Source organism: Caballeronia sp. LjRoot34, from assembly GCF_964253815.1.
Classification (GTDB): domain Bacteria; phylum Pseudomonadota; class Gammaproteobacteria; order Burkholderiales; family Burkholderiaceae; genus Caballeronia.
Genome location: NZ_CAXUSB020000001.1, coordinates 2,483,094 through 2,501,486, shown reverse-complemented (window position 1 = coordinate 2,501,486; position 18,393 = coordinate 2,483,094). Strand labels below are relative to the sequence as shown.

At 58.7% G+C, this 18,393-nt stretch carries 13 protein-coding genes; 9 read left to right on the top strand and 4 right to left on the bottom strand.

Annotated elements, in window-relative coordinates:
- The first annotated feature begins 151 nt into the window (after window positions 1–151).
- The 8 genes from rnr to ACSQ36_RS11090 all read left to right on the top strand — a co-directional run bounded on the left by rnr (window position 152) and on the right by ACSQ36_RS11090 (window position 8,246).
- Entirely contained in the window at window positions 152–2,668 is a 2,517-nt protein-coding gene (rnr, locus tag ACSQ36_RS11125) for a ribonuclease R (RefSeq protein ID WP_436181935.1), read from the top strand.
- A gap of 113 nt (window positions 2,669–2,781) precedes the next feature.
- Window positions 2,782–3,525: a 23S rRNA (guanosine(2251)-2'-O)-methyltransferase RlmB gene (gene rlmB / locus ACSQ36_RS11120; protein ID WP_158934421.1), complete on the top strand. Its 744-nt coding sequence runs from the start codon at window positions 2,782–2,784 to the stop codon at window positions 3,523–3,525.
- Between the two features lie 123 nt (window positions 3,526–3,648).
- Window positions 3,649–5,043 (top strand): AAA family ATPase, encoded by a 1,395-nt coding sequence (locus ACSQ36_RS11115; protein ID WP_436181934.1) that lies wholly within the window; start codon window positions 3,649–3,651, stop codon window positions 5,041–5,043.
- 130 nt (window positions 5,044–5,173) lie between these two features.
- Window positions 5,174–5,614 (top strand): HNH endonuclease, encoded by a 441-nt coding sequence (locus tag ACSQ36_RS11110; RefSeq protein ID WP_436181933.1) that lies wholly within the window; start codon window positions 5,174–5,176, stop codon window positions 5,612–5,614.
- A 60-nt stretch (window positions 5,615–5,674) separates the two neighbouring features.
- A complete protein-coding gene (locus ACSQ36_RS11105; protein WP_436183157.1) occupies window positions 5,675–6,490 on the top strand; it encodes an N-acetylmuramoyl-L-alanine amidase in 816 nt (271 codons plus the stop codon).
- 15 nt (window positions 6,491–6,505) lie between these two features.
- Entirely contained in the window at window positions 6,506–6,898 is a 393-nt protein-coding gene (locus tag ACSQ36_RS11100; RefSeq protein ID WP_436181932.1) for a SirB2 family protein, read from the top strand.
- Window positions 6,899–6,986: 88 nt separating this feature from the next.
- A complete protein-coding gene (gene rpiA / locus ACSQ36_RS11095) occupies window positions 6,987–7,682 on the top strand; it encodes a ribose-5-phosphate isomerase RpiA (protein WP_213761573.1) in 696 nt (231 codons plus the stop codon).
- A gap of 327 nt (window positions 7,683–8,009) precedes the next feature.
- A complete protein-coding gene (locus ACSQ36_RS11090; RefSeq protein ID WP_436181931.1) occupies window positions 8,010–8,246 on the top strand; it encodes a hypothetical protein in 237 nt (78 codons plus the stop codon).
- 126 nt (window positions 8,247–8,372) lie between these two features.
- On the opposite strand, the gene ACSQ36_RS11085 is transcribed toward ACSQ36_RS11090, so the two are convergent.
- Window positions 8,373–9,725: a glycosyltransferase family 4 protein gene (locus ACSQ36_RS11085; protein WP_436181930.1), complete on the bottom strand. Its 1,353-nt coding sequence runs from the start codon at window positions 9,723–9,725 to the stop codon at window positions 8,373–8,375.
- Between the two features lie 201 nt (window positions 9,726–9,926).
- On the opposite strand from ACSQ36_RS11085, the gene ACSQ36_RS11080 reads away from it, so the two are divergent.
- Entirely contained in the window at window positions 9,927–11,099 is a 1,173-nt protein-coding gene (locus ACSQ36_RS11080; protein ID WP_436183156.1) for a glycosyltransferase family 4 protein, read from the top strand.
- 517 nt (window positions 11,100–11,616) lie between these two features.
- Here ACSQ36_RS11080 and ACSQ36_RS11075 read toward each other — a convergent pair.
- The 3 genes from ACSQ36_RS11075 to ACSQ36_RS11065 form a co-directional block, all read right to left on the bottom strand.
- Window positions 11,617–12,747, bottom strand: a complete 1,131-nt coding sequence (locus tag ACSQ36_RS11075) for an IS110 family transposase (protein WP_436180774.1) — start codon at window positions 12,745–12,747, stop codon at window positions 11,617–11,619.
- A 1,307-nt stretch (window positions 12,748–14,054) separates the two neighbouring features.
- Window positions 14,055–16,454 (bottom strand): polysaccharide biosynthesis tyrosine autokinase, encoded by a 2,400-nt coding sequence (locus ACSQ36_RS11070; protein WP_436181929.1) that lies wholly within the window; start codon window positions 16,452–16,454, stop codon window positions 14,055–14,057.
- 33 nt (window positions 16,455–16,487) lie between these two features.
- On the bottom strand, window positions 16,488–17,801 hold the full coding sequence (locus ACSQ36_RS11065; RefSeq protein WP_436181928.1) for a polysaccharide biosynthesis/export family protein: 1,314 nt from the start codon (window positions 17,799–17,801) through the stop codon (window positions 16,488–16,490).
- Window positions 17,802–18,393 lie beyond the last annotated feature (592 nt).

Genomic DNA, 18,393 nt, shown 5'->3' with positions numbered 1-18,393 from the left:
GAACCGGAACAACGTTAAGTGCAACGTCCCGGCAACGCGCCGATCCAGTCCCGGGCGGGGCTGGAAAGTAAAGCTGGGATGGGATTGCCGACGGGTAATCCCCCATTAACCGCGACATTCAGTTAGACGAGAAGAGATCATCGATAAGCCCTTGAACAAATATCCGTATCCGATTCCGAGCCGCGAAGAAATTCTCGGCGTGTTGCGCACGAGCGAGGCTCCGCTCGCCGCGAACGACATCGCCGAAGCTCTGTCGATCAAGCGCCAGGAGCGCGAGGGATTTTTCAAGCGATTGGGAGCCATGGAGCGTGACGGCCAGGTCCGTCTCGACAAACGCGGCTATTACCAACTCACGCATCCCTCGAACTTCGTCGCCGGCCGCGTTCAAGGCCATCGCGACGGCTTCGGCTTCCTGATTCGCGACGACGGCCAGGACGACCTGTTCCTGCCCAACGGCGAAATGCAAAAGGTCATGCACAACGACCGCGTGCTCGCGCGGATCGTTGGTTATGACCGTCGCGGGCGGCCTGAAGGCCATATCGTGGAAGTCACGGACCGTGCGAACAAACGGATCATCGGCCGGCTGATCAGCGAGAACGGCGCGCTGATCCTCGTGCCCGAAGACAAGCGCATCGGCCACGACATCCTGATCACGCAGAATCCGAAGAAAGCGAAAGTGGGGCAGGTGGTGTCGGTGGATCTCACCGACTTCCCGAGCCGCCATTCGCAGCCACTCGGACGCGTGGCGGAAGTGATCGGCGACATTGACGATCCGGGCATGGAGATCGAGATCGCGGTGCGCAAATACGGCGTGCCGCACGAGTTCAGCGACCGCGCGCTCGAGCAGGCCTCGAAGCTGCCGGACGAAGTGCGTCCCGTCGATATCCGGCATCGCGTGGATTTGCGCGATGTGCCGCTGGTCACTATCGACGGCGAAGATGCCCGCGACTTCGACGACGCCGTGTATTGCGAGCCCATGACGGTCGGCCGCGGCACGGGCTTTCGTTTATTGGTCGCGATTGCCGACGTCTCGCATTACGTGCGCCCGAACGAGGCGCTGGATGTCGATGCGCTCGATCGCAGCACGTCGGTGTATTTCCCGCGCCGCGTGATTCCAATGTTGCCCGAGAAGTTATCGAACGGGTTGTGTTCGCTGAATCCGCAAGTGGATCGTTGCGTGCTCGTCTGCGACATGGTGATCACCGCGCGCGGCGAGATCAAGGCGTACCAGTTCTATCCGGCGGTGATGCATTCGGCCGCCCGGCTGACATATACGGAAGTCGCGTCGGTCCTGACCAACACGAAGGGACCGGAAGCCGCGAAGCGCGCCGACCTGTTGCCGCAATTGCAGAACCTGTACGGCGTCTATAAGTCGCTGCACGCGGCACGTCAGAAGCGCGGCGCGATCGATTTCGATACGACCGAGACGTACATTGTCTGCAATGCGCAGGGCAAGATCGAGCAGATCGTGCCGCGGCATCGCAATGACGCGCATCGGTTGATCGAGGAATGCATGCTGGCCGCGAACGTGTGCGCCGCCGACTTCCTCAAGCGCCACAAACATCCGGGGCTGTATCGCGTGCACGCCGGGCCGACGCCCGAAAAGCTCGAAAACCTGCGGGCGTTCTTGCGTGGCGTGGGTTTGTCGCTGGGTGGCGGCGAGAAGCCGCACGCCAGCGATTACGCCGCGCTCATGGCAATGGTTCGCGACCGGCCGGACGCGCAGATGCTGCAGAGCATGGTGCTGCGCTCCATGCAGCAGGCTGTCTATAGTCCGGACAACATCGGTCACTTTGGGCTCGCGTATGAGGCGTACGCGCACTTCACCAGCCCGATTCGCCGATACCCCGACTTGCTCACGCATCGCGCCATCTACGCCATCTTGCAGGGCAAGAAGTATCAGCCCGAGGTCGGTCACGACGTCACGCTCAGTACGGGCCTGACGAAGGCCGCGCGGGCCATGCAGAAATCCGACGACGAATCGCGCAGCCGTCAGCGCAACAACGTCGCGATCTGGGAAGAGCTCGGACTGCATTGTTCGTCGAATGAACGCCGCGCCGACGAAGCGTCGCGCGACGTGGAAGCCTGGCTCAAGTGCTATTTCATGCGCGACAAGCTCGGCGAGGAATACGGCGGCATGGTGAACGGCGTGACAACGTTCGGCATTTTCGTGCAACTGGATTCGCTGTTTATCGAAGGGCTGGTGCATATCACCGAACTTGGCGCCGACTACTTCCAGTACGACGAGATCAAGAACGAACTGCGCGGTGAACGCACAGGCATTCGTTACCGGATGTCGGACCGGGTGCGCGTGCAGGTCAGCCGTGTCGATCTGGATTCACGCAAGATCGACTTCCGGCTGGTCCGCGATACACCCGTCAAGCCGCCAGGACGGACCACCGCGCCTGCCGTCGAGCACTCGGCCTTAAATGGTGCGAGTGCGGGCGCTGGACCGCGTGTGCGGCCGTTCCCGTCGGACGAAGGCAGCAGCGTGAATAGCCGGCGGCGCGATCGCGGCGGCAAGAAGGCGGCGTCCCAGGCTGCCGGCAAGGCAGCCGCGGCGGCTGCACTGCCGCCGACTATCGCCAAGGACGTCGCGGTGGCGAAGAAACGCGGCGCGGTCCCGAAGGCGGCGGCCAAGAGTCACCCGCCACGCAAGAAGCGCTGAGGCGCGCGGTAGCGACGAAGGCGACGCGCCTCAGTTTGAAATGCGCGGCCCGATGCATCATGCACCGGGCCGCGTTTCCATTTTGTTTTGTTTGAATACGGTCTGGTCCAGTCATGTCACGTCTCAAAGTTTTGTATGGTTTTCACGCGGTGACCGCACGGGTTCGCGCCGACGCATCGACGATCGAAGAAATTCTCTACGATCCGACCCGCAAGGACCGGCGCATGACGGATTTCCTGCGCACAGCCAAGGAAGCGGGCATCCGCCTGATCGCCGCCGACGAAGCGCGCCTGTGGGGCCTGTCGGGCAACGTCGGCCATCAAGGCGTGGTGGCGCGCGCGACCGACATGCCGCTCGCGCAGAACCTGGCGGAACTGCTCGATGGCGTCAGCGGTACGCCGTTGCTGCTGGTGCTGGATGGCGTGACTGATCCGCATAACCTCGGCGCGTGTTTGCGTGTGGCCGATGCCGCCGGCGCGCATGCGGTGATCGCCCCGCGCGATCGTTCGGCCGGGCTGAACGCAACTGCCGCGAAGGTCGCGAGCGGCGCCGCTGAAACCGTGCCGTACATCACGGTCACGAATCTGGCGCGTGCGTTACGCGAGTTGAAGGATGCGGGCGTGTGGGTGATCGGCACATCGGGTGATGCCACGGCGAGCGTCTATGAGACGAAGCTCGATGGTCCGGTGGCGATTGTTGTCGGCGCGGAAGGCGAGGGCATGCGACGCCTCACCGGCGAGACCTGCGACGAGATCATGAAGATCCCGATGGCAGGCAGCGTAGAGAGTCTGAATGTGTCGGTGGCGAGCGGGATTTGTTTGTTCGAAGCGGTGCGGCAACGGTCGTTGAAGAAGTAAGTCTTTGCGATGATAGGGCGTGATGGTGGGACGTCGAGGCTTGATTTTAGAAAGTCATGACGCGGGTATATGCGCAGGCGCCAACGAGGTACGCGCAGTTGGCCGCGAAAATGTGAGAGCGAAATGGAAGAATTCCGATTAACGTCGGTGGCACTGAAAGAAGTCGGCGTCTTCGATGATGTTCGGATCGACTTTCCTGCGAGCGTTACAACCGAGCCACGTACGAAGGCGGAAATCCATTTGTTCACCGGACCAAATGGGTGCGGGAAGAGCACGCTGTTATATGCGTTGGCTGAGATATTTGACAAACCCCTCTTCGGCGCCGGCTTGATAAGAAAGCGGTTCCGGTCGGCTGACAGTTCAGTTGCATTTTCTGCGGATGGTTGGTGGGGGCAATATGGTGCCCTGTTCCGAGCGGCGGGACCGTCCATCGAGACAGAATTCGGGACAGCGCAAGCTTGGATAAACAATGCGAACCGCAGTTGGTATTTCGCATTATCGACGTCCGCTTTGCCAAAGGCATTTGGGAGTGGGGGTGCATCTGTGCCGTTGGCGTCAGTCAAAGACTTTCAAGAGTCGTTCCAGCCAACTGCGTCGCTCGGGGCAATACGAATTCCATTTGCCGCGTTCGCCTACTCAGGTCAACGGACCTTGACGGATGTGCAAGTCGGTGCGATTCAACAAATCGCAAACTCTCCATTCGAAAACGCACTTTCATTCGACGCGACGGTTCGTCCAGGCGTTCTGGTCCAATGGATCGCGAACAACCGAGCTCAAGCGGCTTTAGCTCGCTCGGATGGCGAAGAGGAGGTTGCCGCTACATACGACCGAACATTGGGCAAAATAAGCCAATTACTCAAGGACGTATGTGATCTAGATATAGAGTTCCGACTGCGTCGCTCGCCGATTGCCGTCGTGGCTTCCATCAATGGATCGGTCATTCCATTCGATACCTTGCCCGACGGATTGAAATCGATCATTTCATGGGTCGCGGATCTGACCATCCGGATTGAATCGGTCCCATGGACGGAAGATCGCGACATGTTCGAGCAGAACATTATTCTGTTTTTAGATGAAATCGATGTTCATCTACATCCGGCGTGGCAAAGAAGGATTCTCCCCGCCATCCAGAAGATGTTGCCCAACGCGCAAATTTTTGTTTCGACACATTCGCCGTTCGTCGTTGCTTCTGTAGACGACGCGTGGGTTTACCGCTTGCCGGAAAAGGGTAAACAAGAAGGTCGATTGATTGAGCCGATCCCATCTGGCGCGGGGAAAAGCTATCGTTTGATTCTTGAAGAAGTGTTCGGTATTGACCAGGAGTTTGACGTTGATACCGAGGCTTTGTTCGACCAATTTTACGTTGAGCGAGACGCCTTTCTAACCAGCAAAAACGCCGCACGACTTCTCATAAGTGCGCAGTCGTTAGTAGAGAAAAGTGAGGAGGTTCGCGTAATTGTTGAGACGGAACTCCGCCAAGCGTCAAGGCGCACGGGAATCGAGGTACGCCTTGCGTAAGCTTTCACGGCCGGACGCGCCGCATTGTTTGTCGATCAACGCTGCACGGTGGACTGAGACTTTCCTGACTCAGCGTCGAGACACTCCCACGACGCGCTTTACATGGCGTGGAAAGAAATGTTACGCATCAATGCGTGGCGAGCTCTTTGCGATGACACGGAATCATTGCGCGTTTTGCGATGGTCCTGTTGATCTGGAAAGTCGCGCTACGGTCGAGCATTTTCGTCCCAAAAGCAAGTTTCCCGAGCTTGCATACGCATGGCAAAACCTATTTCCGTGCTGCGACAAGTGTCAGGCGAACAAGCGGGAGCATTTTGACGAACGACTGCTGAAGCCGGATGACGAGCTTTACACCTTCTCAAGGTACTTTATCTGCAACTACCGAAACGGCGAGCTTGAGCCTGCACCCGAGGCCGAACAGATTGATAGCGAAAGGGTCGTCGAGACTATTCGGATATACGGTCTAAATTCGCCATTCAGGAAGACTGCTCGAAAGCGCGAGTGGGAGAATTTCCGCCGCCACGAAGCCCCTGACATTGACGACTTTCATTATCGATTCTTTCTGGAGTAAGCGGTGCGCGACGTGAGAATTGTCCTGGGTAGTCTTGTCGGACTACAAAGCCGTCAGAAGATAATTTTGATCTCGGCTATTTGTGCGCTGCTTGCAGCGTGCTCCAACACTGAGATCAATCGCGGCGCCTACATTGCCGACACGCGTTATCATGCGTCCGGCGTCGACTCGCGTGTGCGCTTTCTCGTCATGCATTACACGCGAGGCGACGAAGCGCGATCGCTCGCAGTCCTGACGGGTGACGACGTCAGCGTGCACTACGTCGTGCCCGATGATCCACCGGTCAAGAACGGTGAACCGGTGGTCTATCAGCTCGTACCGGAATCAGAGCGGGCTTGGCATGCAGGCCAAAGTGAATGGCAGGGAACGACGGAACTGAACGCCGCGTCGATAGGCATTGAAAACGTCAACGTGGGTCCTGTTGATACGCCGCAAGGACGCACCTGGCAACCGTATCCGCCAGCGCAGGTCGATGCGCTCGTGAAGCTCGCGAAGGACATTGTCACGCGCTACAAGATTCCGCCCACGCGCGTGGTGGGCCATAGTGACATTGCGCCGCAACGCAAGACAGATCCGGGCCCCGCATTCCCCTGGCGCACGCTTTACGACAACGGTATTGGCGCGTGGCCCGATGACGCGACGGTGGCACAACATCTCGCCGGACGCGATCCCAAGTCGCTGGTCGACGTGGCCTCCCTGCAGCAAAAACTTCAGCGATACGGCTATGACGTCGCCACCGACGGCGTGCTCGACGACAAGACCCGCCGCGTGATTGCCGCATTCCAGATGCACTTTCGCCCCGCTGATTACGCGGGCAACCCCGATGCGGAGACCGATTCAATCGCGGCCGCGTTGCTCGATAAATACTTCCCTTAAAGGCACTTCGCGCCCATGTCCGATCTTTATCTGCCGCTGCGCTCCGTGCATATGACCTGCGCGGCGCTCAGCATCCTGGGCTTTGTCATTCGCACCATCTGGATGCTGCGTGAATCGCCGCTGCTGCAAAAACGCGCGGTGAAGATCGTGCCGCATATCGTGGATACGTTGCTGTTGGTGAGCGCAATCGGGCTGGTGGGAATCATCGGCTTTGGACCGAACGCGGCGTGGCTGTCGGCGAAGATTGTCGGGTTGATCGTGTATATCGTGCTGGGTACGCTCGCGCTCAAACGCGGTCGTACGAAGGGCACGCGAGCGGTGTTCGGTCTGTTGGCAATCATCGTGTTCGCGTTTATTGCATCGGTAGCGCGCACGCATAATCCGCTCGGGTTTTTCATGCACGTCTGAGCGGACGGCGCCGCCGCTGCAGCGAAAACGCTGCATGGCTCCGCTCAGCTAGAATTGAGGTTTCCCCTTTTACGCTGTCACCCTCGCCATGACCCAAGACGAACTGAAGCAACTGGTCGCCGCCGAAGCGGCCGCCTATGTCCACGCCAACGTACCCGAAGGCGCGGTGATCGGCGTCGGCACGGGCTCGACGGCTAATTGTTTTATCGATGCCATTGCCAGTACGAAGTCGCGGTATCGCGGGGCGGTATCGAGCTCGCTTGCCACGACCGCGCGGCTCGAAGCGCATGGTTTCAAGGTGCTGGAGTTGAACGAGATCGAATCGTTGCCTGTGTATGTGGACGGCGCCGACGAAATCGACCCGCACGGTGCGATGATCAAGGGCGGCGGCGGGGCGCTTACCCGCGAGAAGATCGTGGCGTCGGTGGCGGACGTGTTTGTCTGTATCGCGGACGCAAGCAAGCGCGTCGAGGTGCTTGGGACGTTCCCGTTGCCCATTGAAGTCGTGCCGATGGCGCGCACGGCGATCGGCCGGCGCATCACGGCATTGGGCGGTGTTCCGGTGCTGCGGGTGACGCAGGACGGCTCGCCGTTTATTACCGACAACGGCAACGAGATCATCGACGTGAAGACGCTGAAGATCACCGATCCGCTCGCGCTTGAGGCACAACTCAATGCATGGCCGGGCGTGGTGACGGTGGGCTTGTTCGCGGCGCGCGGGGCGAATGTATGTTTGCTCGGAACCCCCGGTGGTGTGGAGCGGATCGATTACACGCAGCGCTAAGGCCTACGGTAAGTTCTAAAAAAACGCGGAGGGCCGTCAGGCCTGCCGCGTTTTTTTTGATGCGTCGAGGAAGCCCGCCTGATTGCGGCTTCAGGCGCAGATCCCCTGAACAGATCATTTCTATATTGTATGCGTTTAGTAAGATATCTCCGATCGAGAAGAACAGGCAGTCGGTCAAAATAAGCCAGTCCCTAGAGCAACGCGCTCTAAGCCCACCCGATTGCGCGACCGCGAACATTTTGTCTGCGTTAGAAAGCGTAATAGCTTGTATAGCCGCTGATGCGTGGGCGCGACGTCAAAGGTCTTAACAATTAAGGGAGTTCGGTGATGCAAATCAATCTTCGCAAGACGCTCGACGCGTCTTACTCGCGGCTCAAGCACGTAGAGCCATCACCCACGGCATTCGCAGGCAACTACGCGTTGTGCCTTGGCATGATCATGGGTGGACAGACCTGCAAGGGGATGTCGGTCCAGGAAGCTGAAAGTGAACGCGCTTACCTGGCGATGCTTGCCGCCCTGTACGAGATCCAACTCGTCATGCCGCGCAATCTAAGCAAGCGTTGAAGCAGTCAGGCAAGCAGTTATCGAAAAGCCGGGCATTTCATGTACCGGGATTTTTCAATCTTTAACCGTTTGGTTCAATTTTCCTTTGCGTGTGTTTCGGTCTTTGCCTTAGCATTGGCATTTCAGTTAGCGATGCTTCGCCAGGTTCACATCGGCTTCGGCTTCGGCCTTAGCCGCCGGTGCTGCAATGTCGAAAAGCGCACGTGTCATCTGGCGTAGATATCGTTCGATAGAGAAGTGCTCGCCTGCATCGGCACGACCTTGGGCAGCAAGACGCACCGCCAGCTCGGGTTCACGCTGCAACGTGCTGATTGCATCCGCGAGCTCGGGTGCATTGGCCGGTTCGACGATCAACCCGTTCTCGCGATCCCTCAGTATTTCGGGCACTGCGCCTCCGTTAGAGGCGATCACGGGTTTGCCTGCGGCCATTGCTTCAATGATTACAAGGCCGAACGGTTCCGGTTGCGTGGACGCATGCACGACCACGTTCATCACGTTCATCCATGACGCTACATCGTGTTGAAAACCCGCGAAGTGCACACGCTCTTCAATGCCAAGCGCTTTCGCTTGCGCCCTTAGACCCTGTGCATAGTCGGTCTCGCCGAAGAGTGCATTGCCGACAAGAACTAGATGAGCGTGTGGCACGCGTGCAATCGCATCAAGTGCTACGTGCTGACCCTTCCATGCAGTGAAGCGACCGAACAAGCCGACGAGAAAGGCGTCGACGGGAAGGCCGAGTGACGCGCGGCGCTGGTCCATTGGCGCCGCCGCTTGCGCTGTGTTGCCACGAAAACGCGCCATGTCCACGCCGTTGTGCACGACAGGTACCGCGCTGGGCGGCAGGCCGGTGAGTTCGATGAGCGCATCGGCGGAGGCACGCGAATTAGCGATCAGATGATCGACGCCGATCTTCACGGCCCACTTGATCAGCAGCAGATGCAGGCGGCCGAAGTGGTCGCGCGAGACGATATCGTGCACATGCCAGACCGTAGGCTTGCGATGCAGTACGCGGCCAAATGCACCCAGAATCAAGGCCTTTTGCGTGTTGAGGAACACGATATCGAAGGACTTCGCGCGGGCCGCAATGGAGCGCACCTGGCGCACGATACCCGGCAATGTGGCCAGTGCGGCGAACCGCATGCGGTCCTTCTTGATGTTTGAGATACGCGCGTCCGTGTCTACCGATACCCGCACGCCTTCAGCCTGGAGCCGTTCGCGAAACGGTCCGTCCGATAGCAACAGGACTTCGCTGCGTCGGGTGCATTGAATGGCTAGCGGCAGCAGGCAGATCTCGGCGCCGCCGAGCTGCCCGCTCTGGTCGATGAAGAGGATACGAGGCTCTTTCTTCGATAACGACGCAGTGGTGGTATCCGCGCGTTGCGGGGCGGATTCGCGTGTGTTGGTGGCCGTTGCCGGGCCTTTATCACGCAGCAGCGTGGTGGATGGAATTGATAAGCTGGCTGCGGATTTTGTTGGCATCGGTGACAGGGCGTTGCGAATAGTCGAATGAACGATGGGCAAACCCTGAGCGGATGAAGGTACCGACCGTGGGCAAGCGGACACAGCGCTCATTATTCGCAATGCGATGGGCGAAGTGTGTGGGCATGCGCACGAAAGCGTGCAGTGACTATCTTTAAACTCGCTTCATCGCAGCAAAGGCTGCAGCAGACGGGTTTCATCATGAAAGTGGCTATTGTTCACGACTGGCTGGTGGTGTCTGGCGGCGCGGAGAAGGTGCTGGAGCAGATGATTGCGTGCTTTCCGCAGGCAGATATCTTCAGTCTGGTGGACTTCCTCGAAGACCGCTCCATTGTTCACAACAAGCCAGTGAAGACGTCCTTCATTCAGGGGCTTCCCTACGCGAAGAAAAAGTATCGGGGGTATTTGCCGCTGATGCCGCTTGCTATCGAACAGTTCGACTTGTCCGGCTATGACCTTGTGCTCTCTAGTTCGCATGCGGTAGCGAAGGGCGTGCTGGTCGGGCCTGACCAGACCCATGTGAGTTATGTGCATTCACCCATTCGATACGCGTGGGACTTGCAACATCAGTATTTGCGTGAGGCGCGTCTTGAGCATGGACCGCGGTCATGGGCTGCGCGCATGTTGCTGCATTACCTGCGCAACTGGGACGCGCGCTCGGCTAACGGTGTGGACCGCATGATTGCGAATTCGCAGTTCGTGGCTCGCCGGATCATGAAGAGCTATAGGCGTGAAGCGGCGGTCATTGCACCGCCGGTTGATGTCCAGGCATTCGAGGTGGGTGACAAGAAGGGCGACTTCTATTTGACCGCTTCGCGGATGGTGCCTTACAAGCGTATCGATATGATTGTGGAAGCGTTTGCTTCCATGCCTGATCGCAAGCTGGTGGTGATTGGCGATGGCCCGCAGATGGATCTGGTGAGGTCGAAGGCAACGCCTAATGTGAGTATTTTGGGGTATCAGTCGTTCGAGGTCTTGAAGGATCATATGCAACGCGCCAAGGCGTTTGTGTATGCCGCGGAAGAGGATTTCGGCATTGCCATAGTGGAGGCTCAGGCATGTGGCACGCCGGTGATTGCTTATGGCAAGGGTGGGGCGCTGGAGTCGGTGGTGCCGCTTGGATCGCCAGGGGCGACGGGGTTGCATTTCATGACCCAGACATCGGCGGCGTTGTGTGATGCGGTGGAGCGGTTCGAGGATTGTTCGCATGCCTTTACGGTTGCTGCGTGCCGCAGGAATGCTGAGCGGTTTGGTGCTGCTGATTTCCGTCGACGGTTTATTGTTGAGGTGTTGAACGCGATGGCCAAGGCCGGTCCTAGCCGGGAAAGCGAGCTGACGAGCGTCATGCCGCCGGCGTATGTTAAGGCCGCTTAGGGCGGTGATTCTTCGCTCGCGCTAAGTTTTTCGCTCGCGCCGGTGGACGGGTTTGGGTGTTGGTGGTTTCGGGTGTAGTGGTCGGGGTTGATGCTGGGGTGGTCGGTTCTGGTGTTAGTGGTCGGGGGCAATGCCGGGTTGCTGCTTTCGGTGTTAGTGGTCTGCGAGAGTCGGATTTTCTCTTTATCACTGTTAGCCACTGTGCGTGGCGGCACGTCATTTCTGATATGACTTTCCGTGTCAACAGGTGTTTTTAGCTGTGGTCATCTTTTCTCTTCCTACAATTTCCTGAGGGCGGCGTAGCAGTAACACTCGACGGTGAATCAATCTGATATTCGCGGGTTGGTTACCGCATTACAGTGATCCGTCTCGTGAGCCTGCCGCTAACTTTGTGCGCAAGTCGGCGTGAACCGTTGATAAGCCGTTGCAAAGAAATGCCGCGGGTAACTCTGATGCCGGGCTACGCCGCCTTCAGGAAACTGCCTTTTCGATGATTGCAAAACTGTTTTTTGCTGGTTTAGACAGCCGCTCTGGAGTTGTTGATCGCCTGCTCCATGCCCAGACGGGCGATGTCCCAGATAAACCCGGCGAGTTCGCGAGCGATCGCGACGACCGCCACGTTTTTGAGTTTGCCCTTCGCCACCATTCTTCTAAAGCGCCCACACAGACGCAACTGCGCGTCCCAGGCGCGATCGATAATCACCTTGGGCACGCCCTCATGACGCTGCTGAATCTCGGGACTCACCCGGGCCGTATGCCGATAACTCCAGGCGGCCTCGATCAGCAACTTTCGCGCAAGCGAATTGCCCGTCTTGGTGATGCTGCCCTGGCGCCGGCTGCCCCCCGACGAGTATTCTGAAGGCGTTATGCCCAGCCACGCCATCAACTGCCGAGGATGGGCAAAGCGCGTCACATCGACGATCTCCGAGAGCAAGCCAACGGCGGTGGTGAACTTGATGCCGCGCATGGTTTGCAGGGCGAGCACGGCGGGATAAAAGCGCCACTGCGGCACCGCTTCGCGCAAGGCCGACTCAAGCCGCTCGCACTGCGCAAACCGGTCTTCGATCGCGCGGCGCAACTCGGTGAAGGCGAGGTCCTGCCATGCGTTGCCGAACGAGAACTTGCTGATCCAGCGTCGATGCGCCGGTCCCCAGTTCGCCGTGCCCGCGTATCGCACGGCGTGGGCGAGCAGGAACGATTTTAACGCTTGGCGGGCGCGTTTGAGGGCATCGCGCGTACTGGCCCAGACACGCGCAAGATCGCGAAATGCTTCGTCTTCGACGGTGGGCACATGCACGGCGCTGAGGTCGCCCGCGCGCAGTGAGCGCACGAGCTTGAGCGCGTCGCGGCGGTCGGTCTTCACGCGATCGCCGGCTTTGCGCGGGATCAGCGAGGGGGCGCACACCATGCACTCGAAGCCTTTGGCAGCGAGGCGGCGCTGCAGGTCATAGCCCAGAGGACCGGCTTCATAAACGATTTTTACGTGGCGAGCCTTGGATTGAAGCTTTTTGCATAACTGATCAATATCGCGAGAGCGCGTGCCGATCTTGCCGAGCACTTCGACTTCGCCGCTGCCCAGCGCGTAGGCAACTGTAATCGAGTCTTTGTGAACATCCAGTCCGACAAATAACGTGATATCGTTTTGCATGCTGGCCTCCGGGTTGGAAACAAAACCTATGAGTGACGGGTTCGCCCTCACTGTTACGGCTCTGGCACTATGCTAACCCGCGTGTTTTAGCTCTGCCACGGGGGCCAGCCCTTACTGCTCACGGAAGTCATACTAACTTTGTCCAAAGCGACAAAGAAACGAAGCAAAGAAAACGCTTTCAACCACGCTACCCTAAGTGTCCACAGCGTGCAGTTTTCATTCATAGGTGCCCCAAAAGCACGGTGCTCGCCAGAGCGGAGGATGTTTGAAACCCTCCTTCTCCGAACACGGATACCCACACGCTTCGCCACCAGTGATTGAACCTGCCCGAGGTTCACCCCGCGCTATCCGCGGACAACCTCCTGCCGAATATGTGCACGCGACGAAGCTCGTAGCCAACCCGCTCTAGACATAGGTGCCCCAAAAGCACGGTGCTCGCCAGAGCGGAGGATGTGTGAACCCCTCTTTCCCCGAACACCGATACCCACACGCTTCGCCACCAGTGATTGAACCTGCCCAAGGGGCACCCCGCGCTGCGCGCGTACCACGCCCGAACAAAATAATTCGAATCGCATAGTCACCACCTCCATGCATTTCACGTCCCCGCATCTCATAAATCCCCCTGAATACCCAAAATTCCTAGCAGATCAAGATTGATCTCATAGTTTTTATTTTTTTAAAAAGATAGGAAGGCTAATAAATATCTGAGAGGACGCACGCGCACCTTAGGTGCGGATCGAGCCATGGTTGACGCATTAAGAAATGAAGCAACAGATGCGCGTCAGGCGGAACTGATCCATGGGCGCTCGTGCTTGCCCGAGAGCACTGGTGGCGAAGCGTGTTCATGTCAGGATTCGCGAGAAGGAGGGGTTCACACATCCGTGGCTCTGGCGAGCACCGTGCTTTTGGGGCACCTATGAATCAAAACTGCACGCTGTGGACACTTAGGGTAGCGTGGTTTAAAAGCGTTTTCTTTGCTTCGTTTCTTTGTCGCTTTGGACAAAGAAATGACGTGCCGCCACGCACAGTGGCTAATAGTGATAAAGAGAAAATCCGACTCTCGCAGACCACCACGGCCGAAAGCACCAACCCGGCATAGACCCCGACCGCTAACCCTGGAACCTAGCACCCCGACATCAACCCCGACCACTATCCACAAACTCCCCAACACCTACCCCGTCCACCGGCGCGAGCGAATAACCCAGTGCGAATAAAAAATAACGCCCGCTTGCGCGGGCGTCAAAAACACTGGCAGCCTTACTGGCTATCTCATCTCACAGAACCAAAACATCTCCCCCGAACAACCTTCAATGCTTGACGTCGGCAGCGAGCGGATCGCTGGTATACGTATAAGCGTAAGCATAATCATAAGTGCCCTTGCGACCACCACTCTTGGCCGGCATGGCATTCAACACCCCACCCACAACCCTGGCGTGCGCTCGCTTAAGCTTCTTCAACGAATCGGCGATATTCTTTTCCGAGTGAGCACCCGAACGCATAACCAGTACGGTAGACCCAGCCAAACTGGCAATAACAGCCGCATCCGGCACCGCAAGCAACGGCGGCGTATCAACAATGACCAGGTCAAACTGCTTCTCAAAAGCCTGCAACAGCGAAGCAAACCGTGCTGACGTCAGAATCTCCGACGGGTTAGGCGGATGAGCACCCGAACCAATGAAGTGCAACCCCTGCACGCCTGTCTCGCGAGCAGCCATCTCGAAGTCCGTCTGCCCGGTGAGCAACTCAGTAAGCCCACCATGTGAAGACCGCCCGAGATACTGAGCTAGTCGCCCCCGACGCAGATCCGCATCGATAAGCAGCACCCGCTTGCCGGACTCCGCGAGCAGCGCAGCAAGATTGGCAGACAGGAAACTCTTGCCATCGGACGGCGCCGGACTCGTAATGGCAATCACCCGGTTAGGCGCATCGACAAGCGCAAATTGCAGCGTCGCCCTAAGCCCGCGAAGCCCTTCAATCGATGTATCGAACGGATGGGTCGTGGAAAGCAAAGGCTGCGTGGCACTGCGTGAAGCCGGCAAAACGGTCGCGTTCTGAAGCGCCATTGCCACGGGCGTTTTCGCAGAAAGACCAAGCGTCGAACCAAGTCCATCGCCCACCGACTGCGTACCCAATCGCTTGATGCCACTCGCCGTCCCTTTCGTCGAAGGCAGCGCAACCGGACGATCAAGCCGCGCACGATCAAGCCGGGCTTGCTCGGCACTGAACGGAATGGCGCCGAAGATCGGCAAGTTAAAGCGGCGTTCAACCAGATCCGGATCGTCCACACCCGCAAAAAATGCACGTCGTACAAAGGCAAACACAACCCCCGCGATCACCCCGAGCAAACCACCCGCGGCAATGATCAACGCGGCCTTGGGCTTGACGGGCTGCGAGGGTACAAGCGCCATATCGATGATATGTACATTGCCCACCGTCCCCGCACGGCTGATCGACAACTCCTGGGTCTTGTTCAGCAGGGCAACATAGATTTCGGAGTTGACCTTCGCTTCACGTTGCAGCGAAACAGCCTGACGCTCCGACCCCGGCAACGTCTTGAACTGGTTCTCGAAGCGCGACTTCTCTACATTGAGCGCGGCGAGTTGCGCATCAATTGCATGGACTTCGTCAGCCCCATCGGTAAAGCGCTGCAGTAGCTGCACACGCTGCATCCGCAACGCGGCGATCTGGCGTTCATAGTCAAGTCCACCGGAGAGATACGTCTGCGCTTCCTGGGTGGGCTGGAATGATCCGGCGGCGGTCTGATATTGCGCCAACGCGGTTTCGCTGGCGCGCAATTCATCACGTACTCGCGGCAGTTCGTTGTTCAGGAAGGTCAGCATGCGGTTCGCTTCTTCCTGCGCACGCTCCGTACGCTGCTTCAGATAGGAAGCAGCCACTGCATTCGCCACTTCCGTAATGAAGATCGGCTGCGCGCCGCTATACGAAATCTGCACAATGCCCGTGTCCTTGCCTTTCTCTCCGACCTGCATGCCGGCACCAAAGGCCTGCACGGCTTCAAGCTGCGAGGCACGCGTGACGAAGAACTCGGTGCCGGGACGCGCAACCAGTTGACTCACCATCAGCGTGACGCCGTTGCCTGTCGCGAGGGTACCGGCTTCGCCTTTGAGCAGTTCGTGATTCTCTGCATCGAGCAGCTCGAAGCGGCCTTCTCCAAGCGCACGCAACGTAAGGCGCTGGTCCTGCAAGATGCTCGGCACGTCCACCGAGTCCACCTTGAACTCTTCACCGCCCCAGGCGTATGAATCGAAGCCGAACAGGGCGGGAAGGGGACGACCGTTATGCGCGAACAACGACGTCACCCGGCCAATCACCGGCATGACGTTCGAGGACGTGCCGAAGTTCAGCTTGAACTGTTCGACCACCGGGTCGATCACGGCGCGGCTCTTGATGATCTCGATCTCGGCGTCGGCATGCAGCGAACCCGCACTCGGCATCAGCGCCGCGGCAAGCGATGCCTGGGCGCTGTTGGGTGAGTTGGGGCTGGGTGTTTCCACCTGCACCAGCGCATCTGCCGAATAGACGGGCGTTGACATCTTCGCGTACAGGACGGCGGCCAGCAGGATGCTGAACGCAATGCCCAGCACCCACCAGATCTGGTCCACAATCATCCGCACCAGATCACGCAGGACGAACTCTTCGTCCTTGGCCGGCGTGGGCGAATGTTCCAGCATTTCATAAGTACTCATGTCGCACTCCAGGCGTAACAAGTGACACTCGTGTCAGCGGGTGGTTTGTATGGTGTAGAACAGGGTCTGGATGGTCGGCGAGATCTGCTCGAGCACGCGGTTGAAACGAGCAGCGCTGGCAACCTGCACATAGACCACGTCGCGCGGATGCAAGTCGAATTGCGTCATCAGCATCAGCGCGTCCACTTGCGTCATGTCCAGTTTGTACACACTAAGATCGAGCGGCCGCGCAGCCGGCGCCATGCTTCCATCGGCGGAGGTAATGGCCGACGTCTTGAGCATGCCGCCTTTCGCGAACTGCTGGTCCGAACCACGGATCACATAGATCATGCGCGGATCGGCAGAGTGCGGGTCGATGCTGTTGGCATTGGCGAGGGCGTCGGCGAGCGTCAAATGACCGCGGTTCATCGGTATGGTCTGCGGCTTCGCCAGTTCACCAAGCACGAACACCCGGCTCTTGGTGCGATCCGGTACGTCGATGATGTCGTCATCCTGCAGCAACACATTCTGCTGGATATCGCCGCGATCGAGCAGGGCGGCTACATCGACTGCATAACGATGACCGTCGCGCGTGATGCCGACATTCTGCAGGTCGGCATCGGGATTCGCTCCACCCGAGCGGTTGATGGCATCGATGACGGACAGCGGCACGTCGGTGATCGGCTGCGACGAAGGTTGCTTCAGGTCGCCGGTGACCTGGACCTGCTTGCTATAGAAGCCGGTTATGCGAACGTCGAGCTGCGGATTGCGAATGGTCTTCGAAAGACCTTTGGTCAGGGCCTCTTGCAGTTCCTCAGCGGTCTTGCCAACTGCTTGTACACGGCCTACGCGCGGAAAGAAAATGGTGCCGTCATTGGCCACGCGCACGGTCACGCCGCCGGCTTCGGGGGCGCTCGTGCCGCCAGTGCCGCCGGCCGCGCCAATAGGCGCGCCGCCGCTCGCTGCCGTGCCGCCGGGTGACGCCGAGGGCAGCGGCGGTAAGCCCGCCGCCCCCGTGCTCGCCGAGATGCCGGCTGAGCTGAATTCAGGGTGATCCCATACCGTGACGCTGATCTGGTCGTTCACGCCAACGTGATACGCGTACAGCTTGCGCGTGTCCCTGGTGAGACAGGTCAGCGGACATACGCTCGCAAGCGTTGCATCGCCCATGCGCGGATGGGTCTCGAAGTAGGTGACGTCAATAGGCTGGACGTGATACTTCACGTTCGCCTGGGCGACGCTTTCCGGTGACGGCGTCTGGTCCAGCCGGTCGGTGTCGAGATACGGTCCGGGCGCAATCGCGCAACCGGTAAGCGATGCTGTGAAGGTCGCGCCAGCCAGCAGTGATACGAGTAGTTTGATGTTCATATTAGTAGTCCTCGCGTTACGGATACGCTGAATCTCCTCAGCGCAAAGTCTCCTGCCTGTCACCGCGCAGTGCGCGTAGGGGGTGCTTCCCGTGCATGACATGAGCGCCTTCGCAGCTCTGGTCCCGGCGTTACTCGCGACTGGGTTTCTTCCCCGGTCCACCCATCGCGGCAACCACTCGTGACAACAGCTAACGCTCCCCGTCTGACTATCGGACGGGTATTCACACAGGAAGAACCACAGGTTGAAAGGCGCGCGGCAGGAGATCCACGTACCTTCGAAAAAAATCTGTATTGACTATGTTGCTCTACAGCCTCGCTTCATTTCTTCTCACCGCTTATATCGTCCGGGCTGCTCGCACTTGCCGGCCATGAAGGTCAAGGCGGAGGCGCGCATCTGGCCGTTCGATATGACATCGTGGCGTTATCGGCAGGGTCGGTAAGTGCGCTTGCGCACGTCCGGGTCTTACTTCACACAAATACTTTCTGCGTGAGACCGCGTGCTGGATGTACTTGACGCGGGACTCCTGAACATCTCGCTTACTACGTGAAGCAGAAACTCGTGAAGCAGAAACTTTATCGTGGCGCGTCGC

Excerpts from the sequence above, each read along its gene's own strand:
- rlmB (WP_158934421.1), top strand. The coding sequence starts at position 2,782 with ATGTCACGTCTCAAAGTTTTGTATGGTTTTCACGCGGTGACCGCACGG.
- ACSQ36_RS11115 (WP_436181934.1), top strand. The coding sequence starts at position 3,649 with ATGGAAGAATTCCGATTAACGTCGGTGGCACTGAAAGAAGTCGGCGTC.
- ACSQ36_RS11110 (WP_436181933.1), top strand. The coding sequence starts at position 5,174 with ATGCGTGGCGAGCTCTTTGCGATGACACGGAATCATTGCGCGTTTTGC.
- ACSQ36_RS11100 (WP_436181932.1), top strand. The coding sequence starts at position 6,506 with ATGTCCGATCTTTATCTGCCGCTGCGCTCCGTGCATATGACCTGCGCG.
- rpiA (WP_213761573.1), top strand. The coding sequence starts at position 6,987 with ATGACCCAAGACGAACTGAAGCAACTGGTCGCCGCCGAAGCGGCCGCC.
- ACSQ36_RS11090 (WP_436181931.1), top strand. The coding sequence starts at position 8,010 with ATGCAAATCAATCTTCGCAAGACGCTCGACGCGTCTTACTCGCGGCTC.
- ACSQ36_RS11085 (WP_436181930.1), bottom strand. The coding sequence starts at position 9,725 with ATGCCAACAAAATCCGCAGCCAGCTTATCAATTCCATCCACCACGCTG.
- ACSQ36_RS11080 (WP_436183156.1), top strand. The coding sequence starts at position 9,927 with ATGAAAGTGGCTATTGTTCACGACTGGCTGGTGGTGTCTGGCGGCGCG.
- ACSQ36_RS11075 (WP_436180774.1), bottom strand. The coding sequence starts at position 12,747 with ATGCAAAACGATATCACGTTATTTGTCGGACTGGATGTTCACAAAGAC.
- ACSQ36_RS11070 (WP_436181929.1), bottom strand. The coding sequence starts at position 16,454 with ATGAGTACTTATGAAATGCTGGAACATTCGCCCACGCCGGCCAAGGAC.
- ACSQ36_RS11065 (WP_436181928.1), bottom strand. The coding sequence starts at position 17,801 with ATGAACATCAAACTACTCGTATCACTGCTGGCTGGCGCGACCTTCACA.